Raw genomic sequence first — 25,120 nt, 5'->3', positions numbered from 1 at the left:
TTTTTTTGTTGCTTACTTCCGGTATTGCCAGTGCGCAGAGCGTGCCCCGGTCGTCGCATGTGTGGATGATCACCGAAGAGAACCACAGCTTTGAGGACGTAATCGGGAACGCGTCGATGCCGTATTACAACCAGTTGGCTGGGCAGTATGGGCTGGCGACGCAGTTCTATGCCAATCAGCATAGTTCGCTGCCGGCGCTGATGTGGCTGGTAGCGGGCGCGCCCACGGAGACGAACAACGACACAAGCTCATGCAACCACACGGGTGACAATATTGTGCGGGAGCTGTTGAAGCAGGGGTACACGTGGCGGTCGTACCAGGAGAATCTGCCGTATGCGGGCTTCGCCGGGGTCTACGGCGGGGTGAACAACAGCTACTACCGGCGGCACAATCCGCTGATCGATTTCTCGGATGTGTGCCCGGGGACGGGGCAGGACACGAACAGTGTTCCATTCGCGCAGATGGCGACGGATTTTGCGCAGGGCCACATGGCGAACTATGCGTACATCACGCCGGACTCGGATGAGGATGCGCACAACGGAACGCTGGCGGTGGCCGACCAGTGGTTGCAGGGAAATGTGCCGGCGATCCTGAGCCGGCCGGAGTTTCAGCCGGGTGGCGACGGCATTCTGTTCATCGTGTGGGACGAGGGGACGCTGTACACGGACAATCGCTGCTCCGCGAGCGTGTCGCAGGGCTGCGGTGGGCGCACGGCGACGCTGGTGATCGGGCCGCAGGTGAAGCCGCACTACCAGTCGACAGTGACGTATCGCAACGAGAGCGTGTTGAAGACGGTGTGCGTGGCGATGGGGCTGACGACCTGTCCGGGAGCAGCGCAGACGGCTGCGCCGATGGCAGACTTCTTCACGACGAGCTCATCGTCGAGCAGCATGCCGAATGGCGTGACGATTGCGAGTCCTGGCAACGGGGCGACGATTTCGGGCGCGGTGCGGTTGCTTGCATCCGCGTCCGAGAGCCAGCCGGTGAGCCAGACGCAGGTGTGGGACAACGGCATGAAGCTGGGTGTGTACGGTGCGCAGATCGATGCGACGTACACACTGGGGGCGGGCGTGCACACGACGACGGTGGTCGACCTGGACACAAACTATCGCGTGATTCGTTCGTCGTCAGTGAACTACACGGTGCAGACGCTGGTGAACGGTGTGCAGGTGCTGTCGCCAACGTCGGGAGAGGCGATCAGCGGGACGGTGCACATCGTGGCGCATGCGAATGAAGGCGCACCGATCAGCCAGATGCAGGTGTGGGACAACGGCGTGAAGCTGGGCTGGTACAGCGGGGCCGATGTGAACCAGTACTTCTCGCTGACGCCGGGCACGCACACTCTGACCGTGACGGACCTGGATGGCAACTTCAACCTGATGCACAAGGCGAGCACGACGTACACGGTTCAGTAGCGGCGACGAGGGCGGAAGCCCGAAAGACTACCGCGAACCCCATCCTGTTCCAACGGATGGGGTTTTCTTTTTGCCGAGATCGCGTGTCAGTGATATGTCTGGCTCTCAGATACGAATACGAATGGAAGGGCCGCGAAGCTGGTCAGGCCGCACTTCCGTTAAGGACGGCAGGGCTGGCGTGCTGGTTGGCGAAGGCCTCGCGGGCGCGGGCGATCTCGTCACGATGGGCTTCGGCCCATGTCCAGACGCCGCAGAAGGCTGCGCCGAGGCTGCGGCCGAGCGGGGTGAGTTCGTATTCGACGCGCGGCGGGATGACGGGATAGACGGTGCGTTTGACGAGTCCATCGCGCTCCATCTGGCGGACGGTTTTCGTGAGCATCTTCTGACTGATGTCGCCGACGACCTCGGCGAGGCGCGTGAAGCGCAGGCAGCCGTGCTCTTCGAGCGACTCAAGGATGAGCATGGTCCATTTGTCGGCGACGCGCTCGATGATCTCGCGCACGAGGGCTTCGACGCGGGGGTCGACCTCCGCGTACATTGCATCGGAACAAGCGACGGAAGGATCGTTCTGGCGAGGGGGCGTGGTCTGCATGGGGGACACTCTCTTTCGGGTGCCTATAGATATTTCAGGTGCCTTCTTCCCAATGGTAAGCGAGGCGCATAGGCTGCGAATAGTGGCCGCGGACAAGCGCGGCAAGGAGAACGAATGAAGCTGACGGGAAACACGATCCTGGTGACGGGTGGCGGTACGGGCATTGGGCGCGGCCTGGCTGAGGCGCTGGCGAAGAAGGGCAACACGGTGATCGTCGCCGGGCGGCGCAAGAGCGCGCTTGACGAGACGGTGAAGGCGACGCCGGGTATGCATGCAGTGGAGCTGGATGTGCAGAGCGCCGAAACGGTGCGCGCGTTTGCGGAGCGGCTGGTGAAGGACTTTCCAGCGTTGAATGTGCTGGTGAACAACGCGGGCATCATGCGGGCGGAGAACCTGCTTGAGCACAAGGTGGAGGATGCGGAGGCGACGGTGACGACGAACCTGCTGGGGCCGATCCGGCTGACGGCGGCGCTGCTGCCGCACCTCCAAAAGCAGCCATCGGCCACGATCATCAACGTGACTTCGGGGCTGGCGTTTGTGCCGCTGGCGCCGACGGCGACGTACTGCGCGACGAAGGCGGCGTTGCACTCGTACACCGAATCGCTGCGCTACCAGTTAAAGAAGACGTCGGTGGAGGTGCTGGAGCTGGCGCCGCCGTATGTGCAGACGGACCTGATGAATGGCGCGAACGATCCGCGGGCGATGCCGCTGAAAGATTTCATCGCAGAGGTGATGCGCATCCTCGAAACGCAGCCGACGCCGAAGGAGATCCTGGTGGAGCGGGTGTTGCCGTTGCGGAATGCAGAGCGCGGCGGCAAGTATGACGAGTTCTTCACGCAGTTCAACGACGCGATGGCCGCCAGCCGCTAGGTGCCGGCCGCACGGGCGGACGCGCGTGCGTTTCGTTGAGTCGGCCGCGATGGTCGCTCCGGTGGAGTGATGCTGGTCACACCGGCTGATCTATCAATGTTGGATTTGTGTTGCGGCGGCGGGGATCAGTGATCCTCGCCGCTGTGCTGTTTGCGGTTGCGTTGCAAGCGGCACGCGCGCAGACTGCGCGGGAGGACTGAGGTGAGCGCGATGGCGGAGCGGCTGGTGAGTCTGGTGAGTGCGCACTCGGTCGAGGAGACGATAGCGCGGGTACGGGCGGTGCTGGCGGCGAAGCAGATTGCGGAGTTCTGCCTGATCGATCACAGCGGAGCGGCGGCGGGTGCGGGGCTGACGATGCCGAACACAAAGGTGATCGTGTTTGGCAATCCGAAGGCAGGCACGCCTCTGATGCTGGCGGAGCCGGGGATCGCGATCGATCTGCCGCTGAAGCTGCTGGTGCGCGAGGATGCGGTCGGGCAAGTGCGGGTGGAGTTTGAGCGGCCGGAGTCGCTGCTGGCGCGGCACGGGATGGAGGCGGCGCTGGCGGAGAAGCTAAAAGCCGTGGAGGCGATCGCGGCGGAGGCGGCGCGGTGAGGCTTTCGGGGCAGCAGGGATGAGGGAAGCAGGGATCAGAGACCGGACAGTGGGGATCAGGAGTTCGGGGCAGGGGGCAGTCGATCCACAACCGCCGACGGCGGTGCAAGGTCCCTGGCCGAGTCGTCGCGTTGCAGCTCGATGCGCATCATCTCGCGGATGTGGGTGTGGGCCTCCTTCATGTATTCGAGCACCCGGTCGGGGTTTCTGGCTTGGGCCTGGGTGAGATAAACGAGGCTGATGAGTGCTTCGCACCGCAGAATGATACGCGTGTTCATAACGGGAAATCGATCTCGAAATATTTACAGTTGGGTGCAAACAGAGAGTATTTTATTCCCGGGCGGTGGATGAACTAGGATTTCGATGGTTAACCTCTTTGTTATCCGCTGCGATGACTTACGCCGATTTTCGCGTATCTCGATCTTCGTCTATTGTGGTAAAACTTGTCGTCACAACGAGCGTTCAGGGGATTTGGGGGAAGGGACGGGACCCTTGCCCAGCTGCTCGAGCCGGATGATCTCCTCGAGATGGAGCCGAGCCTGCTTCATGTACTCGGTCACCCGCTCGGGATGGGCTGCCTGGGCCTCAGCGAGGTAGATCAGGTTCAAGAGTGCTTCACATCGCTGCAGGATGGGAGTGTTCATGGAAGAGGAAACCCTAAGCTTTCGGTTCGGCGCCCCAGACTCCACAGCAGCAGTGAGGGCAAGATTGCCGGTTCTTCTTGTTGGACGCGATCCGGCACTGCTGGACACACGGCGACTGGTGCTCCACGTGTCGGGCTTCGAGGCGCGGCTGGCACACGGCATCCTGGACCTGGAACTGATTCCGCTGGAGCCGAAGCCGACCGCCGTGGTGATCTGCCACGACTTCCCAGACGCTGAACACGAGCAAGCCATGAGGATCGCGAGGCGACGGTGGCCGGGCAGCCGGATCGTTTTGCTGTGCCACGAAGAGATTCCGACGGCCAGCGACCTGTCGCTGGTGAGTTCACTCCGCGGGCCAGAGCCGCTGATCGACGCGCTGCTGATGCTGCGCCGTGAGCGGGAACCGGATCGGAAGAGCGCGAACGGGGGGTGGGCAGGGCGAGAGCTGCAGGTGGGGTAGACTGGAACAGTCGCAGTTGTTCTGACAAAGATCCCCGAACCGACTGTTCACGTTTTATTCCCCGCACCAGGCCGAGGAGGCCCCAACTGCGTTCATCGCTCGTCTATGCTGCAAGCAAAGAGGTTCCGAACCGTTTCCAGCTCTGCCAGATGATCAGCAAGGCGACTCGCCGGCTGCATCTGCCGAGCACGCCGACTGAGTCGACGATCAACCGCGTGCTGGTGGAGCTGTCCCAGGTCCCTGCCGCGTCGTAGACATCGTCCGACGGACGCAAAAAAGGGGTGAGAGCTTCGGCTCTCACCCCTTTTCTATTGCTGCGGGTTGTTGGGGATGGGTCTTAGCGGGTGCGGGCGGCGGCTTCGGCGGCGACGGCTGCGGGCTCTTCCGAGCGGTCGCGGCCGACGACCTCGAAGGTGAGCCGGTTGTTGAGCGGGTCGGCATCGACCCGGATGGTGTCGCCGTGGAGGACCTCACCGTCAAGGATCTTGATGGCGAGCGGGTCCTGGATGAGCCGCTGGATGGCGCGCTTGAGCGGGCGGGCACCGTAGGCCCGGTCGTACCCGGTCATCAGAAGCTGGTGGCGTGCTCCGTCGGTGAGCTCGATGGTGATCTTGCGGTCGGCCAGCAGCTTTTTCAGGTCCTGGAGCCGCAGGTCGATGATGTGGGCGAGCTGCTCTTCGCCGAGTGGCCGGAAGATGACGATGTCATCAACGCGGTTGAGGAACTCTGGGCGGAAGTGCTGCTTGAGGACGTCCATGACCTGGTCGCGGGCGAGGTCGAAGGAGGCTTCGTCGCGCAGGGCCTCGGCGTTGAGCGCCTGCGCGCCGAGGTTCGAGGTCATGATGAGGACCGTGTTTTTGAAGTCGACGGTGCGGCCCTTTGAGTCGGTGAGGCGGCCATCGTCGAGCACCTGGAGGAGCACGTTGAAGACATCCGGGTGCGCCTTCTCGATCTCGTCGAAGAGGATGACGGCGTAGGGGCGGCGGCGGATGGCCTCAGTGAGCTGGCCGCCTTCGTCGAAGCCGATGTAGCCGGGAGGCGCGCCGATGAGGCGGGCGACGGCATGCTTCTCCATGTATTCGGACATGTCGATGCGGACCATGGCCTGCTCGTCGTCGAAGAGGAACTCGGCGAGGGCGCGGGCGGTCTCGGTTTTGCCGACGCCGGTGGGGCCGAGGAAGATGAAGCTGCCGATGGGGCGCTTGGGGTCGCTGAGACCCGCGCGTGAGCGACGGATCGCGTTGGCGACGACGGTGAGTGCGTCGTCCTGACCGACGACGCGCTCGCGCAGACGGGCTTCCATCTGGACGAGCTTCGACACTTCGCCTTCCAGCATTTTGGAGACGGGGATGCCGGTCCACTTGCTGACGATGGAGGCGATGTCTTCCTCGTCGACCTCTTCCTTGAGCATGCGCTTGCGGGCGCCGGTCTTGGCGGCATCGGTGTCGGCGTCCTGCGCGGCGTTGAGCTTGCGCAGCTCGGCCTCGGCGCGCGGCAGCTCACCGTACTGGATGGCGGCAGAGCGCTCGAGATTGCCCTTGCGGGTCTGCTCTTCCATCTCGAAGCGCAGGGCTTCGACCTCCTGCTTCAACTCGGAGACGCGCTGGATGGTGCCACGCTCCTGCTGCCAGAGGGCGCGCAGGCCGGTGGCGCGCTCCTTGACTGCGGCGAGCTCGCGCTCGACGACTTCGAGGCGCTCCTGGGAGTTCGGGTCGGTCTCGCGCCTGAGGGCGGCCTTCTCGATCTCAAGCGAGGTGGCCTCGCGGTCGAGCGTGTCGATCTCTTCCGGCACGGAGCCGATCTGGATCGCGAGCGCGGCGGCGGCCTCGTCGACCAGGTCGATGGCCTTGTCGGGGAGGAAGCGGTCCGAAATGTAACGGTGGCTGAGTGTTGCGGCGGCGACGATGGCCGAGTCCTTGATGCGGACCTTGTGGTGGGCTTCGTAGCGCTCCTTCAGGCCGCGAAGGATGGCAATGGTGTCCTCGACGTTGGGCTCGCCCACGTAAACGATCTGGAAGCGGCGTTCGAGTGCGGCGTCCTTCTCGATGTACTTGCGGTACTCGTTGAGCGTGGTGGCGCCGATGGCGCGCAGCTCGCCGCGGGCAAGTGCAGGCTTGAGCATGTTCGAGGCATCGATGGCGCCTTCGGCGGCACCGGCACCGACGAGCGTGTGCAGCTCGTCGATGAAGAGGATGATCTCGCCGTGGGAGTCTTCGATCTCCTTGAGGACGGACTTGAGGCGGTCTTCGAATTCGCCGCGGTACTTGGCGCCGGCGAGCATGGAGCCGAGGTCGAGCGAGATGACGCGCTTGTCGCGCAGCACTTCAGGGACGTCGCCCGAGATGATGCGGCGCGCGAGGCCTTCGACGATGGCAGTCTTGCCGACGCCGGGCTCGCCGATGAGGACGGGATTGTTCTTGGTGCGGCGGCTGAGCACCTGGACGACGCGGCGGATCTCTTCATCGCGGCCAATGACGGGGTCGAGCTTGCCGCGGCGCGCGAGGCCGGTGAGGTCCTTGGCGAATTTTTCGAGGGCCTGGAACTTGGACTCGGGGTTCTGGTCGGTGACGCGCTGGTTGCCGCGAACGGTGGTCAGGGCCTGGAGGACGGACTCATGCGTGGCGCCGAGCGAGGCGAGCAGATCGCGTGAGGGGTCACCCTTCTGTTCGGTGAGGGCGAGGAGCAGGTGCTCGGTCGAGACGTACTCGTCCTTGAAGTCGGCTGCTTCCTTGAAGGCGCGGTCGAGGACCTTCTGCGCGGTGTTCGAGAGCCCGGGCTGCGAGCTGCCGCCGCCGACCTTGGGCAGGCGGGCGAGTGCGTCGTTGGCGCGGGCGGTGAGCTGCTCAGTGGGGACGCCGATCTTCTGCAGCACGGGCACGACGATGCCTTCGCGGTCGGTGAGGAGCGCGGCGAGCAGGTGGATGGGGGTCAGCTCAGGATTGCCGTTTTCGAGCGCGAGATTGGTGGCGGCCTGAACGGCTTCCTGCGACTTGACGGTGAATTTGTCCCAACGGATGGCCATGGGTGATTTGTACCTTTACTTCGTTAGATTCGCGGAGGCGCGTTGGAGCTTCCAGCTACTAGCTCCTAGCCTCTCGCAGGTCGGTTGCGCTGATTGTGTTCGCTGTGGCGCGAGCGGAGTGCGGACGGCGGGCGATTGAAATGCGGAAGGTGCCCACCCGAGCTACTCGGATGGGCACCCCCGAATTGGCTTCCTACTTCCCTGCTCTTAGGCGGCGCTGGTCTGGTTGCTGGTCTGGTTGCCGGCTTCGACGTGCTTCTGGCCATTGGCGGAGCCGACGCCGATCTTGATCTGGCGGGGCTTGGCTTCGGGCTTCTTGCTGAGGCTGAGGGTCAGCACGCCAGCGTCGTAGGTGGCCTGGACATTCTCCGGGTCCACGGTGCTGGGCAGCGTGAAGGTGCGGGCGAAGGTGCCGTAGCGGTGCTCGACGCGGTGGAAGTTCTCCTGCTTCTCCTCGTTGGCGAACTTGCGCTCGCCGCGGACGGTCAGGGTGCGGTTCTCGACCTGGATGTCGAGGTCTTCCTGCTTAACGCCCGGGACCTCGAGCTTGAGTACGAGCTTCTGCTCGTCCTCGTAGATGTCGACGGGCGGAGCGAAGCTGGCGGCGGCGAGGGCTTCGGAGCCGTCCTGGCTCGGCCCGTAGTTCTGGAAGAGCGAGTTGAGGCGGCTCTGAAGAGCGACGACCTCGCGGAGGGGATCGAAACGAACGACAGCCATGGTGGTTCTCCTTGCGATTGCGATGTTTGGCGGGCGGTCTTCCCGGCCTGCATGTGTATAGACGCAGGCTATGCATGCATAGTTGCAGATTATATGAGTGATGTCTACTCATATATCTAAAGCAACGGGTCCGAGGGGTTGGGAGGAGCTTCGGGCTCCTAGCTTCTGGCTGACCTGCGGGGGGTACTCGCTTTCGGGGGCCGCTCAGGGAGTGGACCCACCCTCGTCTTGCTCAGGATGGGGCACCGGCGCTCCTGCTTGTTGAGGCTCCCTGATCCCTGACCCCCTGTGCCCTGATCCCTGTCTCTGAGCCGTAAGCTAGGGAGCGGGAGAGCGAGACAACGATGAAGGTTCTGGTGATTGGTGGCGGGGGACGGGAGCATGCGCTGGTGTGGGCGATCCGGAGGTCGCCGCGAGTGACCGAGGTGGTGTGTGCGCCGGGCAATGCTGGGATCGCCGAGATTGCGCGTTGCCTGCCGGTCGATCAGGGGAGCCTGGAGGCGCTGCTGCGGCTGGTGGAGCAGGAGGGGCCGGGGCTGGTGGTGGTGGGGCCGGAGCTGCCGCTGTCGCTGGGGTTGGTGGATGCGCTGAAGCAGCGCGGGGTGAAGGCGTTTGGGCCGACGCGGGCGGCTGCGGAGCTCGAGACGAGCAAGGCGTTCACTAAGCGATTCCTGCAGCGGCACAATCTGCCGACCGGGGCGTATGTGGTGATCGAGAGCGAGATCGAGGCGGAGGAGGCGCTCGGGAACTTCCATTTCCCTGTTGTGGTGAAGGCGGATGGGCTGGCGGCGGGCAAGGGCGTGATCATCTGCCAGACCGAAGAGGAGGCGCACGCGGCGATTGCCGGGCTGTTCAACGGGCAGTTGCTGGGCGCAGTGGAGCGGTCGGTAGTGATCGAGGAGTTCCTGGAGGGCGAGGAGCTGTCATTTCTGGTCATCACGGACGGGACGCACGCCGCGCCACTGCCGGCGGCGCAGGATCACAAGCGGATCGGTGAGGGCGACACGGGGCCGAACACGGGCGGCATGGGGGTGTACACGCGTGACGGCATGTTGTCGACCGAGCTGCGCGACTGGGTGCTGCACCACATTATTCAGCCGACGCTGGACGGGATGCGGGCGGAGGAGACGCCGTTTGTGGGGGTGCTGTACTGCGGGCTGATGATGACGGCTCGCGGGCCGATGGTGCTGGAGTTCAATGCGCGGTTTGGCGATCCGGAGACGCAGGCGATCCTGGTGCGGCTGGAGTCGGACCTGGTGGAGGCGCTGGAAGCAGCGGTCGAGGGGCGGCTGTCGGACACGGAGCTGCGCTGGAAGCCGGGCGCGTCGGCGTGTGTGGTGGCGAGCTCGGGCGGGTACCCGGGGCCGTTCCGCAAGGGGCTGCCGATTACGGGGCTGGAGCGGGCGGCGGAGGTGCCGGATGTGATGGTGTTCCACGCGGGCACGGCGAGCGAGGGCGGCGCAACGGTAACGGCGGGCGGACGCGTGCTGGGCGTGACGGCGACCGGGCCGGATCTGAAGTCGGCGCTGGCGAAGGCGTACGAGGCGATCGATCGGATTCAGTTTGAAGGTATCTACTACAGGCACGATATCGGCTGGCGGGCGTTGAAGGCGGCCGACTAAGCCGGGCTCGGGTCCGGACGATCGCGAAGGGATTCCGGACGGGGCAGCATAGTTTGCGGCGCGGGTTACGTTTAGCGTTCCCAGAGAGGGACGACGGCGCGGCGCCGCGGCGCCGCGCTTCAACGAAGCGTCGCGCATGGTGCGCTAAGAACTCTCTCCGAGGAATCCTCTTTTGCCGATGAAGACACTTCTGGTGGTGGGCGCGTCGGGGTTTGTGGGGCGGCATCTGGCGCTGGCACTTCTGCGCGATGGGTACCGTGTGCGCTGCCTGGCGCGGACGCCGAGCCGCGTCGAGGACCTGGCGAAGGCCGGCTGCGAGATCGTGCAGGGCGACATCTGCGATGCGCGCTCGGTCGCATCGGCAGTTGCGACGGTGGATGCTGTCTATCTCTCGATCCACACGCTGTCGACACAACCGGCGAGTGCGGCGGGCCAGGGCTTCATGGACGTGGAGCGGAGCGGGCTCGAGACGGTGGTGAGCGCGTGCCACACGGCAGACGTGCGGCGGCTGATCTACGTGACGTTCCTGGGGATCGCGCCGGATGCGCCGAGCGCGTGGGTACGCGGACGCTGGGACGCGGAGCAGTTCCTGCTGAACAGCGGGCTGGATGTGACGGTGCTGCGGCCGGGGCAGATTGTGGGCGTGGGCGGGCGCGGCTTCGACATGATGCTGGCGAATGCGAAGAAGCCCGTCGCGCTGCTGATGGCGAATGCACGGCAGCGCAATCGCAACATCGCGGTGGACGATTTGATTTACTACCTCGTCGGGGTGCTCGAGGAGCCGCGCGCGTATGGGCAGTGTTATGACGTGGGCTGCGATGACGTGCTGACCAATGACCAGATGACGGACATTGCAGCCGAGGTTCTGGGGCGCAGGCACCCGGTGAAGCTGCACATCCCCATGCGTCTGCTGCGCCCGCTGGCGCCGATGATCGAGCGCCGGGGCAAGCTGCCGCCGGGCGCGATCACTGGCATTGTGGACAGCCTGGGGACGGATGCGGTCGGCGATCCTGCGCCGATCCGGGCGATCCTGCAGCGGCCGCCGCTGGCGTATCGCGAAGCAGTCGCGAGAGCACTGCGCCCGGCGGCTTACTAAGGCGGATCAGCGGAAGTCTTCGACCAGCATCAGGTCGCTCTCTTCGTGATCGACCTGGGAGTAGGCGAGCCAGGTTTCGTCCGGCGAGAGGGAGACGCCGCCCCAGTACTTTGGCGGGCGGGGCAGGGTGAGCCGCTTCTCGACCTTGCCAGTGCGGAAGCTGTAGAAGCCGACGCTGTGTGTCTGCAGGTCCACGAAGTCGATGCCATCGGAGGCGAGCGCCCAGTCACAGGGCGACCGGACACGCGGCATGGCGGGGAGCACGGCTTCCTGACCTGTGGCTACGGTAAGCGCGACCAGCTCACCATTCTCGACTGCTGAGGCGAAGTACAGCTTTGTGCCGTCGCGGCTCTCCTGCGCGTTGAATCCGGCGCGCTGGCTGACGAGTATGGCGGCGCCGCCGCTCACAGCGATTTTGTAAAGAGCGCTGCGACCGCTGCTTTCGCCATTGAAGTAGAGTGAGCGGCCATCGCGCGACCAGTTAGGCATGCTTGCGTCGAGCCCGGGTGCCGGGATAACAGTCGCTGCGCCTTTGCCGGCTTCGACGATGTAGAGGCAGGGGCGGCCGCAGTCACGCGAATCGTAGGCGATGTGTTTGCCGTCGGGCGACCAGCGCGGGCTGCCAGTGAGGGAATGCGTTTGGGTGATCTCGAGGGCATCGCTGCCGTCGAGGTTGGACACCCACACCTGTTCGCTGCCGGATCGTGCAGAGACGAAGGCGAGTCGTTGGCCGTCGGGGGAGATGTCCGGCTCCCTCTCGCCGGTGGAGCTTGCCTCGAGCAGCTGCGCGTTGCCGACGGCAGGTCCCTTGAGCGTGACGCGCCAGAGGTTGGTGTTCAAGGTGGATTGCGCGTAGGCAAGCTGCCCGCCCCGCAGAGCAATGGACGGGGCGGAGGCATCGTGCGCACCTTCGAGGGTCTGCGGCTCACCGCCATTGGCAGAGATGGTCTCGAGAGAACCATCGCGATCGAACACGATGTGGCTGCCATCCTCTGTCCAGGCAAGCGCCGGGGCAAAGCCGAAGAAGGACGTGAGCTGGCGCGCGCCGTCGCCACTCGTCGAGATGATTCGGATGGAGCTGCGCCCGTTGTCGTAGCAGGTGAACGCGATGCGGCCATCGGGCGCAACCGCGGGGTTCGTCCATGAACAGTCGTGCGGCTTGTAGATGTGATGGATCTCTTCTGTTGCGACGTTCACGGCTTCGATGCCACCGACGTCGGAGAAGACGACGGTGCGGCTGTCGGGAGACCAGCTCAGCATGTTGTGTTCGTTGACGCCGAAGGTGCTCATGGCGAGCCAGCGCTCCGCCCCGCCGATCGCGGGGATGACGAAGAGACCGTTGTCGGCGTCGTTCTCGGCGGCGAGGCGGAGGAAGGCGATGTTGCGGCCGTCGGGCGAGAAGGCAGGGGTCAGCAGTTCAGCAGGCTTGTGGGTGAGTTGCTGGACGCGCTCGGCACCGATCACTTTGAGGAAGAGGTCGGCACGCTTATCGGGGCGGCCCTGATCCCAGGAGAAGACGACCTCGCTGCCATCGGGCGAGAGCGAAGGCCGGACCTCATTGCCGGGCAGCGCGGTGAGCGGGACGGGGCGCAGGCGGGGAGCGGCCTCTGGCCGGGTGTGAGTGCGCGCGCGGACGATGGCGAAGACGCCCATGACAAGCGCGACGAGCAGGAGAGCCGCGACGACGGCGAGCGCGACGACACCCTGACGACGGCGCGGCTTGGATGGGGCAGTGACCTCGGGCGGGAGCTCGACGGGGGCGGATGGCGCAGCCGGATGGATGACGGGGACGGGGGGCGGAGGTGAGTCGTCGCGCGCGGTGGCGAGGGGGCGCACTTCTGCGATGAAGCGATAGCCGCGGCGAGGCAGGGTTTCGATAAAGAGAGGCGTGGCCGCGCCGTCGCGGAGCGCTTCGCGGAGGCGGTTGACTGCTTTGTTGAGGCCGTGGTCGAAGTCGCCAAAGGAGTCGCCGGGCCAGAGCGCTTTCTGGAGTTCCTGGCGGGAGACGAGTTCACCGGGGCGGGCGAGCAGGAGGCTGAGCACCTGGAACGACTGCCCGGGAATGCGGATCAGGACGCCCTGCCGACGCAGTTCGCCGGTCCGCAGATCTGCCTCGTAGGGGCCAAAGGAGACGAGTTCGGAGCCGGAGACCTGATCGTGCATCGGCGATACCCATCGGTGCAGGACGAGTGTACCCCGCGCGGAGGTTGGAAGCATGCGGGATTTCGATCACTATCGCGTTAGAAACGCGGCACTTACGCGGGGATAGAGAAGGAAGCCCGGCGGAACCCGGCGGCCATCGTGGTGACGCGAGAAACGTAACAGGATGCGGTCCAGAAAGAGGACCGTCATGCGTGTTTTGCGTGTCGCTATCGCCTTTGCAGCCGCTTTTCTGCCGCTCGCAGCGAGACCAGCAGAAGCCGGCTCGCCCGTCGCCGGGCAACAGCAGATCGTGTGCAACACGGGCTACTCGATTGACGTGTGCCGGGAGCAGGCAGCGGCGTTGCGGCGGATGCTGGTCCGCTACCATGCGGAGCGGCTGGGGGCCTGGACGTGGGTGCTGGTGCGCTCGGACGACTGGAGGCAGATATCGCGGATGCGGGGACTGGACCTGGACAGCCCGGCCTTCACCTATCTGCCGCGCAAGGAGACCTTCCTGGAAGAGGCGCTGGTTGCCGCTGTGCCGGGGCGGCAGGAGCGGCTGCTGGCGCACTGGTCCGAGAGCGTGGACGGGATGCTGGAGCTGGCGGTGACCCACGAGCTGGGGCACGCGCTGTGCCGGGAGACGGATGAGCACGATGCCGACGCGAATGGCGCACGGCTCCGGCGCGGACAGGATGTGATCTGTGGACAGGGGCGGGCGGGGAGCGGGTACTAAGTTGCCCTGAGTCGTTCTAAGTTACCCGGACTCGCCCTAAGTCGTTCTAACTCGTCGGCTGCTGGCGGGCTCGGGCGCGACTGCATGAAGGACCTCATTCTTGCGTGGTTCGGAGTGGATTTGCCTGCTATCTTGATCCGCCCGGGGACGCGCTGGCTCTGCTGGTTTCTGCAAGGAGCGACGCGTTCGCCGGATCGCGACTCCCGACGAATGAGGGTGGCATGGTGCAAGAGCAGAGTCCGTTGTTCGCAGTGCAGTTGCTGATCTGCGGATATGTCATTTCACGGTGTGTGCATGTGCTCGCGCGGCTGGGCGTGGCGGATGTGCTGGAGGACGAGCCGAAGACGGCGGCAGAGCTGGCGCCGCTGGTCGGCGCACACGCGGAGGCGCTGTACCGCACGATGCGGCTGGCAGCGGCGCACGGAGTATTTGTGCAGGAGGGAGATACGTTTCGGCACTCCGTGATCTCCCGGCTGCTGCGGCAAGATCATCCGCAATCGCTGCGCCCGCTGACGATGATGATGGGATTCGACACGATCTGGGATACGTTCCGCGAGTTCGAGTTTTCTGTCGAGACCGGCGTGCCGGCCTCGACCAAGACCATTCCGGGCGGCTTCTGGGCTGACCTGGCGGCGCACCCGGAGCGGAGTGAGATCTTTAATGGCGCGATGGCTGGAAAGGCAGCGGGCCAGGTACACGCGATCGTCGGCGCGTATGACTTCACGCCGTTCGCGAGCGTGGCGGATATCGGCGGTGGACAGGGGCACCTGCTGCGCGCGGTGGTGCGGTCCTCACCGGGCACGCAGGGTGTGCTGTTCGACCAGCCGCATGTCGTCAGCTCCGTGAAGACCGAGCCGGGGGAGCGCATTCGGCTGCAGGGTGGCGATTTCTTCAAGGACGAGCTGCCGGTGTGCGATGCGTACCTGCTGATGGAGATCGTGCATGACTGGAGCGACGAGGAGGCCACGGCGATTCTGAAGGCAGTGCGGCGGGCGGCGCCAAAGGGGGCGAAGCTGCTGCTGCTCGAGACGCTTGTGCCGGACGAGCCCGGACCGGACTGGGCAAAGCTGCTGGATGTGCTAATGCTGGGGCTGCTGGGCGGAAAGCAACGCACGCAGCGGGAGTACGAGGCGCTGCTGGAGCGGTCGGGCTTCGCGCTCGAGCGGATCGTTCCTACGGACGCGGGCATCTCGCTGCTGGAGGCGGTGCCGGTCTAGCTCAGATACCGGCGTACCAGGAGTAACCGTCTTCCGGTGAAGAGGAGCCGAGGCCTTTGCCGTAGCCGCGCGGGGAGTCGGTGACGGTGATGCGGTTGACGAACTTCACGCTCTTGTAGCCGAGCTGGCGAGGGACGCGCAGGCGCAGAGGGCCACCGAAGGAGACGGGCAGATCGCCGTCGTTCATCGCCCAGGTGAGCAGGGTTTGCGAGTGGAGCGCATCGGCCATGTCGATGCTCTCCCACCAATGCTTTTCGATGGAGAAGTAGAAGAGGTAGCGGGCGTGCGGCTGGACGCTCACGGCGTGGAGCACGTCGACGAGCGGGGTGCCGATCCACTCGGCGATGTAGGACCAGCCCTCTTCGCAGGCGACCTCGGTGATCTGACTGCGCATAGGCAGGCCGCGCAGGTCGGCGAGCGAGAGCGATGCGGGGTGCGCGACGAGCCCGTCGATATTGAGCCGCCAGTCGGCGAAGCCGGTGCGCTGGTGCGCGAGGAATTCAGGGCTGGGCGGGTCAACCGGGTTGGGAAACGGCGTCGAGATCTTGCTGCGCGGAAACTCGCGGGCGAGCGACTGAGGGGTGAGCAGGCGCTGGGCGGCGTAGGTGAGCGTGTTTCCGGGGCTGTAGATGCCGTGGCAGCCGTCGGGCGGGACGAGGCCGCGACGACGGGCGAAGCCGGGGACGAGCGCGGCACCGGCGACGCCGGCAGTGGCGACGAGGCCCGTGGTGAGCAGGGTGCGGCGTGAGATCGGGCTCATTGCGCTCTCCCGACGTCGATATCTGCGGTGTCGATGTCTGCGGTGATGGTCTTTCCGGTGATCATGGCACGCATGCGGTGACGAAAGCCGCCATGCGCCACCATCGCGATGTGCGCGACGACGAATAGCACGAGCAGCCAGGTGTCAAAGAAGTGCAGGGTACGCGCCGACTGGCGCCCGCCGAGCAGATGAACCGCGAACGGAAACGCGCCGGCGAAGGCGGGCGAGAGCGCGAGGCCGGTCCAGATCATGAGCGGAAACAGGACGACCAACACCAAGACGTAGCTGACGCACTGGACGACGTTGTAGATGGAGGGGTCGGACGGCGGGGCGGGCCAGCGGATGCTCGCGGCGAGCACATCGCGGACGGCACGCCAGTTGCGGTCGGCGCGGGCGGGCACGAGGTGGCGGCGGAAGTGGCCGGTCCAGAGGCCGCGCAGTGTGTAGACGAGCCCGGCGAGCAGCAGAGCCCAGGCGGCTTCAAAGTGGAGGGCGCGGCTCCATCCGTTCTGATCGGGCAGGACGTAGCCGTAGCCAGTAGGCACGCTGCCGCGCGACGACGGGATGGGCAGGGTGAAGAGCGGCTTCATGAGCGAGTGGCCGGCCTCTCCCCAGTAGAAGCGCGGGTGCGAGATGACGAGCTCGAGGCCGCTGAGGAGCAGCGCTGCGAAGGCGACGACAGTGATCCAGTGGGTCACGCGGACGAAGGCTGCGTGACGCGGGGCGGTCGCTGAAGGCACTGGAGTGGCCGTTGCCATTGCGCGGAGCGTAGCACGGGGCTGGCGCGGTTGGCAGGATTTCTCGGGGAGAGCTTCCAGCTTGGATCTGTGGCGGCCTAGGAGTGGAGCGCCGGCAGGGAGGACTGCGGGCCTTCGGTTGAGCAGGATGGTTCTGATGCGGAAGGCAGCACTATGCAACGGCAAAAAGCCGGGCGCGAGCCCGGCTTCGATGTGCGTGATGCGGAGGGGTGGCCCGGTTAGCTGGGCTGGATGGGTTCGTTCTTGGTGGCGTTCACCGGGGCCGGCGCGTCCTGCTTGGCGATCGGCTCGGGCTGGCCCTTGATGCCGTCCTTGAAGCCGCGGAGTCCTTCGCCGAGGCCCTTGCCGAGTTCGGGGAGCTTGCGGGGTCCGAAGACCAGGAGAGCGACGACCAGAACCAGGATCAGATGTGTGGGGGTGAGTAGCTCGCCCATGGTGGCAGTTCCTTCCGGTGAGCAGGGTCTGCTCCGCGCCCTATTGTCGCATGGCGGCGGGATGCCCGGCTTCCTTGATGGTACGCCGGGGCGGGGGTGAATGGATGTTCGAGACGGAGGTATGCGTGAATCCCACCCTTCGCTTCGCGAAGGATGGGGCACCCGGTGTGCGAGGGATGGGATCGGCTAGTGGACGACCGGCGTGCCGAGGCGTGGCTCGATCAGCGCGTAGAAGGCGACGAGGCTTTCGCCGGCGCCCTGGGTGAGGCGGCGGTAGACCTTGAGCGTGGGGTAGAGGCGGGAGCCGGCGATGTCGAGCGTCGGGATGACCGAGTCCGAGGTGCCGGTGTAAGGGGTGCCGGGATAGGGGGCAAGCAGCCACTCGCCGCCCCAGCGCTGGCGCAGCACCTCACCGAAGTAGCTGCCCCAGAGGCGGGACTGGAAGTCGAGATCGACGTCGGCCTGGCCTTCGAGAAGCTGCTCGAGCAGCGGGATGGAGGCGGGCGTGTTGTCGAGCGTGAGGCCGTGGTGGAGGCGCGCGACCACGATCGCCTCGTCGGCATAGGCGCGAAGCATGGCGTCGAGCGAGGGAAAGGTCTGGGCATCGAGGCGGGCTTTGACGTCGTACATGCGGGAGGGCTCCACGTCTAGAGTAACGGCTGAAGACCAGGGGGTCAGGGGTCAGGGGTCAGGGGTCAGGGAGTGAGATTCCCCGCCCCTCCTGTTATGGCCTGCTGATGGCCCTTGCCAGCGTAGACCGCTCAACGATAGAGCTCAGGAATGGACTGAACGCAGCGCATGGCTTTCACGCCGGCAAGATCCCTGCCCCCTATTCCCTGTTCCCTGATCCCTGCTCTTCCCCGATGTATCCTGAAAACGCTCTTCTTTCATAGCAAGCGAGTTTCTGGCGCGCGCCCTGCGGGTGCGTGTGGGAGGTAGTTGGTTTTGTCTCAGTCTTTGGCGGTGTGCAGGGGCGTGGTGCTTCTGCTGGGGTGCGTGGGGCTGGTGGGAGGCGCGAGCGCGCAGAGCACGTCCACGAGCGGGAATGCCGGAACGACAACAAGAACTGGTCAGAGGCTGCCGCCGCCACCCACGATCGATCCGAATGTCAACCGGAACGAGACGCTGAACGATGTGCACTACGACAACCGGTACGAGGTGGCGGGGTTGGCGGGGTTTCGTCACTTCAAGGCGGGGCCGGACCTTGCGGCGGGTGCGAACCTGGGCGGCTTCGATTTGCGCGGCACCTGGTGGTGGCGCAAGCGGTTGGGGCCCACCGCGAGCGTACGCGGCTACTACGGGACGCAGGGCGTGAATCCCAATCGGTATGGCGTGAGCGGTCCGTTCGTCTTCGAGCACATGTTTCTGGGCGGCGCGACCTACCGGCTGGCGACGGCGGAGCATGCGGCGCTGAGCGTGCACGGGCTTGCGGGCGGCGCGGATGGTGTGTTCGACCACGCGCTGGGACGCGCACCGATCAGCGGCGGCACGGTGCAGCCGCGTGATGTGGGTCTGTACCAGAGCGGGCTGTCGTTCGCTGCCGTGGCGGGTGGGTCGCTGGACCTGAACCGGTCACCGCGGCTGGCGCTGCGTATTTCGCCGGAGTGGATCTACACGCGGTATGGCGGCTACTTCACGCCATCGAATGTGCCGTCGAAGCTGGTGACACAATCGCAGTCGGAGTTGGGCATTTCGGTCGGCATTGTGTACCGCCTCGGTATGGGCAAGGCACCGAAGCTTCGCTAGTGCTAACCGCACGGGCGGAGGCGCCGGTAGCGCGGGGTGTAGGGCTTGCTCCCGGTGGTCGCGCGCGCTGAGTTGGGTGGGTGAGCTGATAAGGGTGAAGAGGAAAGGGCGGCCACTGGGCCGCCCTTCTTATTTGTCGCAGTGTGTGTGGCTTAGGCGAGTTCGAGGCCGGCGAAGAAGTAGCCGATCTCGAAGGCAGCGGTGTCGGCTGCGTCGGAGCCGTGGATCGCGTTCTCTTCGATGGAGCCGGCAAACTTCTTGCGGATGGTGCCCTCTTCGGCGTTGGCCGGGTTGGTGGCGCCCATCAGCTTGCGCAGGTCGGCGATCGCGTTGTCCTTCTCGAGCACGAGCGCGATGATGGAGCCGGACGACATGAAGGTGGTCAGCGAATCGAAGAAGGGCCGCTGCGCGTGTACATGGTAGAAACCCTGTGCCTGGGTCTTCGACAGCGAGAGCTTTTTGATGCCGATGATCTTGAAGCCGGCCTTATCGATCTCTGCAAGGACGGCGCCGGCCTGACCTTTGCGGATGGTGTCTGGCTTGAGGATGCTGAAGGTGCGTTCTGCGGGCAAAGCGGTCTCCTGAATGTGTGCGTGCTGGTTAAGTTCAGTTTACGGCAGCGAATCGTCGCCGCGGACCGCAAGCATTTACTTGCGAAAGAACAACCGCTAATTCCAGTCAAAAACGTAGTGGAGATTCACCTCACGCCATTTCGGCATTGCAGAGATGGTGGTCCGTGCGCGATCGCATTGGTGACATGTAACTGTCAGATCTTTCGATCCGGTCCATTGCACGCGCAACTGGCCGGGTGAAGCAGTCGTCACAAGAGCGGCACGCCCAAGGCTCAGCTTCCATGCGGCGCGTTCAAGAATGACGTACAGATCGCCTCCCGATTCCAAAACGGAGGCGCGGTAGCGATTTCCTGTGGAATCCGCCAGCGACTGGACCGACGCAGGTTCGACTCCCAGCGCGAAAGGGTACATCGAGCCAAGCGCTGCGAACGTGGCGAGCGGGATGAAGCAAAAGAAGGCCAGTTGACGAAAGGCTTGCCTCATCGGACTGGCCTCCCCTGATCTCGAAGTTATGCCTTGCCGATCACGCGGGCTAAGGTCTCCCCGATCTCCGCGGGCGATTGCACGACGTGGATGCCGGCTTCGGTGAGGGCCTTCATCTTGTCGGCGGCGGTTCCCTGCCCGCCCGAGATGATGGCGCCGGCGTGGCCCATGCGGCGGCCGGGCGGTGCGGTCTGGCCGGCGATAAAGCCGACGACCGGCTTCCTGACATGCTCCTTGACGTAGGCCGCGGCGGTTTCTTCCGCGGTGCCGCCGATCTCGCCGATGAGGATGATGGACTCGGTCTCGGGATCTTCGTTGAGCAGCTTGAGCGCATCGACGTGGGTGGTGCCGATGATGGGGTCGCCGCCGATGCCGATAGCGGTGGACTGGCCGATGCCGCGCTGCGTGAGCTGGTAGACGGCCTCGTAGGTGAGGGTGCCGGAGCGCGAGACGATGCCGACGGAGCCTTCTTTATGAATGCGGCCGGGCATGATGCCGATCTTCGCCTTGCCGGGCGAGATGACACCGGGGCAGTTTGGGCCGACGAGGCGCGAGTTCGAGTGCCTGAGCTTGGCCCAGACACGCACCATGTCGTTGACCGGGATGCCTTCCGTGATGCAGATGATGAGCGGCAGGCCCGCGTCTTCGGCTTCGAGGATGGCGTCGGCCGCGAATGGCGGCGGCACGAAGATGACGGTCGCGTTGGCGCCGGTTTCGTTGACGGCCTTCTCCACCGTGTCGAATACGGGCCAGCCTTCGTGCGTCTGCCCGCCCTTGCCGGGCGTGACGCCGCCGACGACCTTGGTGCCGTATTCAGCTGCGCCCTTGGCGTGGAAGGTGCCTTCCTTGCCGGTGATGCCCTGCACGATGAGGCGAGTGTTCTTGTCTACCAATACAGCCATTAGCGCGTGACTCCCTTGGCGGCATCCACCGCGAGCTTTGCTGCGTCCTTCATGGTTTCGCCGACCTGGAAGTTGAGGCCGGAGTCCTTGAGGATTTTGCGGCCTTCTTCGACGTTGGTGCCTTCAAGGCGGAGGACGATGGGGATCTTGACGCCGAGGTTCTTAGCAGCGGCGACCACGCCCTGGGCGAGCACATCGACGCGCAGGATGCCGCCGAAGATGTTGATGAAGATCGCCTTTACATTGGGATCGGAGAGCAGGATGCCGAAGGCCTGTTCGATCTGCTGCTGGTTTGCGCCGCCGCCCACGTCGAGGAAGTTGGCTGGCGAGCCGCCGGCGTACTGGATGATGTCCATCGTCGCCATGGCGAGACCCGCGCCGTTAACCATGCAGGCGATGTTGCCGTCGAGCTTGATGTAGTTGAGGGCGTACTTCGAGGCCTCGACTTCGAGCGGATCTTCTTCGGCGACGTCGCGCAGATCCTTCAGGTCCTTGTGACGGAACATGGCGTTGTCATCGAAGTTGATCTTGCAGTCGAGCGCGAGCAGGCGATCGTCCTTGGTGGTGATGAAGGGATTGATCTCGAGCAGCGAGGCGTCGGTGTCGGTGTAGACCTTGTAGAGGCCGGTCATGAACTTCACGGCTTCGTTGATCTGCGTGGGCTTGAGCCCGAGCTTGAAGGCGAGATTGCGCGCCTGGTAGGGCTGGAAGCCGACGGCGGGGTCGATGTACTCCTTATAGATCGCGTCGGGGTCCTTCGCGGCGACCTCTTCGATCTCCATGCCACCGGCCTGCGAGGCCATGAAGACGAGCTGCGCGGCGGCGCGGTCGAGGACGATGCCGAGATAGAGCTCGCGATCGATGGGCGCAGTCTCTTCGACGAGCAGGCGCTGCACCTTCTGTCCATGCGGGCCGGTCTGATGCGTGATGAGCTGCATGCCGAGGATCTTCTTGGCAGCCTCTTCGGCTTCGGCGAAGGTCTTCGCAACCTTCACACCACCGCCCTTGCCGCGGCCACCGGCGTGGATCTGTGCCTTGACAACGACACCGGAGGCGCCGGAGGTGAAGAGGCGGCGCGCGACTTCGAGGGCCTCATCGAGCGTGTTGGCGACCTCGCCGCGCGGCACGGCGACGCTGTACTTCGCAAGGATGTCCTTGGCCTGATATTCGTGAATTTTCATAGGGATCGAGAACGCAACTCCTGATAGTAGCAAGCCGGCGCGCCATCGAGCGAACGGTCGGGATGATGCGCGGATTAGGATAGGCAGACGATATGGCGGAGTTAACGCACCATCTGCGGCGGTTGCTGAAGAGTGTGGTCGAGGGCCGGCACACGCTCGATGCGGCGGAGGCGCAGGCCGCGGCGGGCGCGATGCTCGATGGGCAGGCAAACGATGCGGAGATCGCTGCGCTGCTGACCGCACTGGCGGTGCGTGGCGAGACGGCGGAGGAGTTGCTGGGGTTCGTGAGGGCGCTGCGCGAGCGCATGCGGCTGCTGCCGCTGGACGACGGCGAACGCGCGGCACTGGTGGATACATGCGGCACGGGCGGGGATGGCTGCGGGACGTTCAATATATCGACCGCGGCGGCGCTGGTGGCGGCGGCGGCGGGCGCGCGCGTAGCCAAGCATGGCAATCGCGCGGTGACGTCGAAGTGCGGATCGGCGGACGTGCTGGAAGCGCTGGGCGTGCCGGTGGACCTGACGGAGGACGCGGCGGCGGCGTGCCTGCGCGCGCTCGGGTTTGTGTTTCTGCTGGCGCCGGCGGCGCATCCGGCGATGCGGCATGTGCAGCCGGTGCGGCGCGCGCTGGGGTTTCGCGGCGTGTTCCACATGGCGGGGCCGCTGAGCAATCCGGCAGGCGCGCGGGCGCAGGTGATGGGCGTGTATGCGCGGGACCGCGTGGAGCTGGTGGCGGCGGCGATGGCGCGGCTGAACGTGCGGCACGGGATGGTGGTGCATGGCTCGGATGGGCTGGACGAGCTAACGCTGACCGGCGCGACAACGGTGGCGCAGGTGCGCGAGGGTCGCGTGCAGCAGTACGAGTTTGTGCCGGAGCAGGTGGGGCTGGAGCGCGCGCCGCTCGAGGCGCTGCTGGGCGGCGAGACAGCGGCCGAGAATGCAGTGCTGCTGGAGGCGGTGATCACGTCCCGCGACAAGAGCCCGGGGGCCGAGGCACGACGCGATGTGGTGGCGCTGAATGCGGCGGCGGCGCTGGCGGTGGCCGGTGTGGCGGCGGATTTGCGAGAAGGTGTGGAGCGGGCGCTGGCCGTGATCGAGCGTGGCGCGACCGCGACCCTGCTGGCCGAGCTGCGGCGCTTCGGGCAGGAGCAGGACGGAGTTGTTCTCAACGCGGGGCAGGAGAGAGGGAGCGCGCGATGACGTCGGGTGCAAAGAGGCGGCGTGTTCGGCCGGTCTGGAGAAGCATGACGTTGCTGCTGCCGGGCGGTGAATCAGCGTCGGGATCCGGGCGTCGTTCGCGATTTCTGCTACTTACGTCCTCGATGCTTCTGGGGTCCTCGATGCGATGGAATGAGTCGCGAGACTTTCGCCGGGCCCGGACATCCAAGGTGAATTGAGTTTTTATGCCTGAATACAAGTATCGCGAGTTGAAGCCCACAGCCGAGGCCGAAGATGTTTACCGGCGGTGGCTGCGTTTTCTGAACGAAGAGTTCACCAAGCACAAGGAGCCGAAGCTCCGGAACGAGATTGTGCGGGACACGCTGCACCAGCTGCTTTTTGCGCGGCCGCACGGGGGCAAGCTGAATTTCCAGCTCGTGTCGGAGCTGCCGTTCAACTGCGTGGAGCTTGCGCTCGATCCGGCGAACGTGACGCTCGAACCGGAGTACTACGGCGATATCGATGAGCAGAAGTATGCCGAGCGCAAGCCTCTGATCTATTTGTGGCAGATGTTCGACCGTTCGCCGCTGGCGCTGAATCATTGGCTGGGGTTCCGGTTCCGCTGCGTGCTGGGGTCGCACATCTTCAAGTCGCTGGGCAAGAACGTGAAGCTGTTTCACGGCATCGAGTTCTCATTCGGCTACAACCTGACGATCGAGGACAACTGCACCATTCACAAGTACGTGATGCTGGATGATCGCGGCGAGATCATCGTGCGCGAAGGCACGTCAATCAGCGACTACGCGGCGGTGTACTCGCATGCGCACCACGCGAAGAACTCAAAGGACATTGAGAACCGGCGCGTAGTGCTGGGCCCGCGGGCGCGCGTGACGTATCACTCGTCGGTGATGGCGGGCGTGAATGTGGGCGAGGACGCGATCCTGGGCGCGATGGCCGTGGCGACGCGAGATGTTGGCGACGGCGTGATCGCGGGCGGAGTGCCGGCCAAAGAAATCAAGAAGAAGAGCGATGTCGGGGATGAGGGATGGCAACAGCAGGGGTCAGGGATTAGGGATCAGGGATCAGGGGGTTAGTGCCCTGGTCTGCTTGTGCTGTTAGCTGGATAGAACTGCAGATCCTTCGCGTCGCTCAGGATGACCCCTTTAGATAGGTCACTCTCGAACGTTTACCTCCTCAACCGGCTCTCTTTGCTGTCACAGCGGTTCCCTGATCACGTTCTGTTACGCTGGGCTTTCCACGCATAGCCTTTCATCATGGATCCGAAGCTCGCCTACAAGGTGTTTGAGTTCATTGTGCTGCTGTTTGCTCTGTCGTTTCACGAGGCGGCGCATGCATGGGTGGCGTCGCGGCTGGGCGATCCGACGGCACGCATGCTGGGGCGGGTGACGCTGAACCCGATGAAGCACATCGATCCGTTCGGCACGATTGTGCTGCCGCTGCTGGGACTGTTCGGCGGTGGCGTGCTGTTTGGATGGGCGAAGCCAACGCCGGTGACCGGACGCAACTTCAAGAACTACAAACGCGATGACACGCTGGTGACGCTGGCCGGACCGGGGAGCAACTTGCTGCTCGCGGTGATCTCGCTCGTGCTGCTGCTGATCGTCGAGCGCTATGCGCCGCAGGGCCGTGAGTGCGTGATCGGTGTGATCAGCGGTGCGCTCAACCCGGACCTGATGGCTGCGGCCCCGGTGGTGTTTCCGCTGACGCTGGTGTTCTTCATCTCGGTCGAGTTGAACCTGGTGCTCGCGGTGTTCAACCTGATGCCGTTTCCGCCACTGGATGGATCGCACCTGGTGCGGCACATGATCTCCGGCCGCGCGGCGGCAGCGTACGACAGGATGGGCTACCTCGGCTTCTTCCTCGCGTTCCTCGTAGGCGGCTGGGTGACGATGCGGATCGTGTCGCCGATCCTGGGGCTGTTCGTCGGGCTGCTGCTGCACGGATCGGGTCTGCGCTAAGCGGGCTGCTGCTGCCCCGGT

Annotated in this window: 26 protein-coding genes; 12 read left to right on the top strand and 14 right to left on the bottom strand. The window is 64.9% G+C overall.

All coding sequences use genetic code 11. From position 1 onward, the window contains the following. A partial coding sequence (locus AC5IJH_RS01820) for an alkaline phosphatase family protein (protein WP_491901078.1) occupies positions 1 to 1,415 on the top strand: 1,415 nt, incomplete at its 5' end. A 142-nt stretch (positions 1,416 to 1,557) separates the two neighbouring features. Here the strand turns inward: AC5IJH_RS01820 and AC5IJH_RS01815 are convergent. Further along, positions 1,558 to 1,953: a winged helix-turn-helix transcriptional regulator gene (locus AC5IJH_RS01815; RefSeq protein WP_491901085.1), complete on the bottom strand. Its 396-nt coding sequence runs from the start codon at positions 1,951 to 1,953 to the stop codon at positions 1,558 to 1,560. 168 nt (positions 1,954 to 2,121) lie between these two features. Here AC5IJH_RS01815 and AC5IJH_RS01810 point away from each other — a divergent pair, with 168 nt between their 5' ends. After that, the gene (locus AC5IJH_RS01810; protein ID WP_491901077.1) at positions 2,122 to 2,877 is read left to right on the top strand and encodes an SDR family oxidoreductase; all 756 of its coding nucleotides are present in this window, start codon (positions 2,122 to 2,124) and stop codon (positions 2,875 to 2,877) included. 210 nt (positions 2,878 to 3,087) lie between these two features. Further along, positions 3,088 to 3,471 carry a DUF302 domain-containing protein gene (locus tag AC5IJH_RS01805; protein ID WP_491901084.1) on the top strand — a complete coding sequence of 128 codons (384 nt, stop codon included), beginning with the start codon at positions 3,088 to 3,090 and terminating at the stop codon, positions 3,469 to 3,471. Between the two features lie 56 nt (positions 3,472 to 3,527). Here the strand turns inward: AC5IJH_RS01805 and AC5IJH_RS01800 are convergent, their stop codons facing one another. Next, on the bottom strand, positions 3,528 to 3,749 hold the full coding sequence (locus tag AC5IJH_RS01800; RefSeq protein ID WP_491901076.1) for a hypothetical protein: 222 nt from the start codon (positions 3,747 to 3,749) through the stop codon (positions 3,528 to 3,530). 171 nt (positions 3,750 to 3,920) lie between these two features. Continuing rightward, complete coding sequence (locus AC5IJH_RS01795) at positions 3,921 to 4,115, bottom strand: hypothetical protein (protein WP_491901075.1); 195 nt, start codon at positions 4,113 to 4,115, stop codon at positions 3,921 to 3,923. 64 nt (positions 4,116 to 4,179) lie between these two features. Between AC5IJH_RS01795 and AC5IJH_RS01790 the strand changes: the two genes are divergently transcribed. Then, positions 4,180 to 4,575, top strand: coding sequence for a hypothetical protein (locus tag AC5IJH_RS01790; protein WP_491901074.1), 396 nt, complete (start codon positions 4,180 to 4,182; stop codon positions 4,573 to 4,575). A gap of 337 nt (positions 4,576 to 4,912) precedes the next feature. On the opposite strand, the gene clpB is transcribed toward AC5IJH_RS01790, so the two are convergent. Together clpB and AC5IJH_RS01780 are read right to left on the bottom strand one after the other, a co-directional pair. After that, a complete protein-coding gene (gene clpB / locus AC5IJH_RS01785) occupies positions 4,913 to 7,597 on the bottom strand; it encodes an ATP-dependent chaperone ClpB (protein WP_491901073.1) in 2,685 nt (894 codons plus the stop codon). A 207-nt stretch (positions 7,598 to 7,804) separates the two neighbouring features. Then, entirely contained in the window at positions 7,805 to 8,314 is a 510-nt protein-coding gene (locus tag AC5IJH_RS01780) for an Hsp20/alpha crystallin family protein (RefSeq protein WP_491901072.1), read from the bottom strand. 344 nt (positions 8,315 to 8,658) lie between these two features. Between AC5IJH_RS01780 and purD the strand changes: the two genes are divergently transcribed. Further along, complete coding sequence (purD, locus tag AC5IJH_RS01775) at positions 8,659 to 9,936, top strand: phosphoribosylamine--glycine ligase (protein WP_491901071.1); 1,278 nt, start codon at positions 8,659 to 8,661, stop codon at positions 9,934 to 9,936. A 178-nt stretch (positions 9,937 to 10,114) separates the two neighbouring features. After that, positions 10,115 to 11,032 carry an SDR family oxidoreductase gene (locus tag AC5IJH_RS01770; RefSeq protein ID WP_491901070.1) on the top strand — a complete coding sequence of 306 codons (918 nt, stop codon included), beginning with the start codon at positions 10,115 to 10,117 and terminating at the stop codon, positions 11,030 to 11,032. Positions 11,033 to 11,038: 6 nt separating this feature from the next. Here the strand turns inward: AC5IJH_RS01770 and AC5IJH_RS01765 are convergent, their stop codons facing one another. Next, positions 11,039 to 13,249: a winged helix-turn-helix domain-containing protein gene (locus tag AC5IJH_RS01765; RefSeq protein ID WP_491901069.1), complete on the bottom strand. Its 2,211-nt coding sequence runs from the start codon at positions 13,247 to 13,249 to the stop codon at positions 11,039 to 11,041. A 133-nt stretch (positions 13,250 to 13,382) separates the two neighbouring features. On the opposite strand from AC5IJH_RS01765, the gene AC5IJH_RS01760 reads away from it, so the two are divergent. Further along, the gene (locus tag AC5IJH_RS01760) at positions 13,383 to 13,910 is read left to right on the top strand and encodes a hypothetical protein (RefSeq protein WP_491901068.1); all 528 of its coding nucleotides are present in this window, start codon (positions 13,383 to 13,385) and stop codon (positions 13,908 to 13,910) included. A gap of 221 nt (positions 13,911 to 14,131) precedes the next feature. Then, positions 14,132 to 15,127, top strand: a complete 996-nt coding sequence (locus tag AC5IJH_RS01755) for a methyltransferase (RefSeq protein ID WP_491901067.1) — start codon at positions 14,132 to 14,134, stop codon at positions 15,125 to 15,127. 1 nt (position 15,128) lies between these two features. Here AC5IJH_RS01755 and AC5IJH_RS01750 read toward each other — a convergent pair whose 3' ends face one another. From AC5IJH_RS01750 to AC5IJH_RS01735, 4 genes are all read right to left on the bottom strand, one after another. Then, on the bottom strand, positions 15,129 to 15,887 hold the full coding sequence (locus AC5IJH_RS01750) for a molybdopterin-dependent oxidoreductase (protein WP_491901066.1): 759 nt from the start codon (positions 15,885 to 15,887) through the stop codon (positions 15,129 to 15,131). Continuing rightward, positions 15,884 to 16,645 carry a cytochrome b/b6 domain-containing protein gene (locus AC5IJH_RS01745; protein WP_491901065.1) on the bottom strand — a complete coding sequence of 254 codons (762 nt, stop codon included), beginning with the start codon at positions 16,643 to 16,645 and terminating at the stop codon, positions 15,884 to 15,886. The genes AC5IJH_RS01750 and AC5IJH_RS01745 overlap by 4 nt, the downstream gene beginning before the upstream one ends. 218 nt (positions 16,646 to 16,863) lie before the next feature. Beyond that, positions 16,864 to 17,079, bottom strand: a complete 216-nt coding sequence (gene tatA, locus AC5IJH_RS01740) for a twin-arginine translocase TatA/TatE family subunit (protein ID WP_491901064.1) — start codon at positions 17,077 to 17,079, stop codon at positions 16,864 to 16,866. A 186-nt stretch (positions 17,080 to 17,265) separates the two neighbouring features. Next, positions 17,266 to 17,709, bottom strand: coding sequence for a hypothetical protein (locus AC5IJH_RS01735; protein ID WP_491901063.1), 444 nt, complete (start codon positions 17,707 to 17,709; stop codon positions 17,266 to 17,268). Positions 17,710 to 18,054: 345 nt separating this feature from the next. Here AC5IJH_RS01735 and AC5IJH_RS01730 point away from each other — a divergent pair, with 345 nt between their 5' ends. Beyond that, positions 18,055 to 18,825 (top strand): hypothetical protein, encoded by a 771-nt coding sequence (locus AC5IJH_RS01730; RefSeq protein ID WP_491901062.1) that lies wholly within the window; start codon positions 18,055 to 18,057, stop codon positions 18,823 to 18,825. Positions 18,826 to 18,977: 152 nt separating this feature from the next. Here AC5IJH_RS01730 and ndk read toward each other — a convergent pair whose 3' ends face one another. From ndk to sucC, 4 genes are all read right to left on the bottom strand, one after another. After that, on the bottom strand, positions 18,978 to 19,397 hold the full coding sequence (ndk, locus tag AC5IJH_RS01725) for a nucleoside-diphosphate kinase (protein WP_491901061.1): 420 nt from the start codon (positions 19,395 to 19,397) through the stop codon (positions 18,978 to 18,980). Between the two features lie 96 nt (positions 19,398 to 19,493). Next, the gene (locus AC5IJH_RS01720; RefSeq protein WP_491901060.1) at positions 19,494 to 19,880 is read right to left on the bottom strand and encodes a hypothetical protein; all 387 of its coding nucleotides are present in this window, start codon (positions 19,878 to 19,880) and stop codon (positions 19,494 to 19,496) included. A gap of 26 nt (positions 19,881 to 19,906) precedes the next feature. Continuing rightward, complete coding sequence (gene sucD / locus AC5IJH_RS01715; RefSeq protein ID WP_491901059.1) at positions 19,907 to 20,782, bottom strand: succinate--CoA ligase subunit alpha; 876 nt, start codon at positions 20,780 to 20,782, stop codon at positions 19,907 to 19,909. Beyond that, positions 20,782 to 21,963, bottom strand: a complete 1,182-nt coding sequence (gene sucC / locus AC5IJH_RS01710; RefSeq protein ID WP_491901058.1) for an ADP-forming succinate--CoA ligase subunit beta — start codon at positions 21,961 to 21,963, stop codon at positions 20,782 to 20,784. The genes sucD and sucC overlap by 1 nt, the downstream gene beginning before the upstream one ends. Before the next feature lie 92 nt (positions 21,964 to 22,055). Between sucC and trpD the strand changes: the two genes are divergently transcribed. The 3 genes from trpD (at position 22,056) to AC5IJH_RS01695 (ending at position 25,099) form a co-directional block, all read left to right on the top strand. After that, positions 22,056 to 23,162, top strand: a complete 1,107-nt coding sequence (gene trpD, locus AC5IJH_RS01705; protein WP_491901057.1) for an anthranilate phosphoribosyltransferase — start codon at positions 22,056 to 22,058, stop codon at positions 23,160 to 23,162. Between the two features lie 203 nt (positions 23,163 to 23,365). Continuing rightward, complete coding sequence (locus AC5IJH_RS01700; protein WP_491901056.1) at positions 23,366 to 24,214, top strand: acyltransferase; 849 nt, start codon at positions 23,366 to 23,368, stop codon at positions 24,212 to 24,214. Between the two features lie 180 nt (positions 24,215 to 24,394). After that, positions 24,395 to 25,099, top strand: a complete 705-nt coding sequence (locus tag AC5IJH_RS01695; protein WP_491901055.1) for a site-2 protease family protein — start codon at positions 24,395 to 24,397, stop codon at positions 25,097 to 25,099. Positions 25,100 to 25,120 lie beyond the last annotated feature (21 nt).

The organism is Candidatus Dedyshia acidiphila (assembly GCF_051025295.1).
In the GTDB taxonomy this organism is placed as follows: domain Bacteria; phylum Acidobacteriota; class Terriglobia; order Terriglobales; family Acidobacteriaceae; genus KBS-83.
The sequence above is the reverse complement of the archived record's forward strand: the minus strand, read 5'-3'. Positions and strand labels throughout refer to the sequence as shown.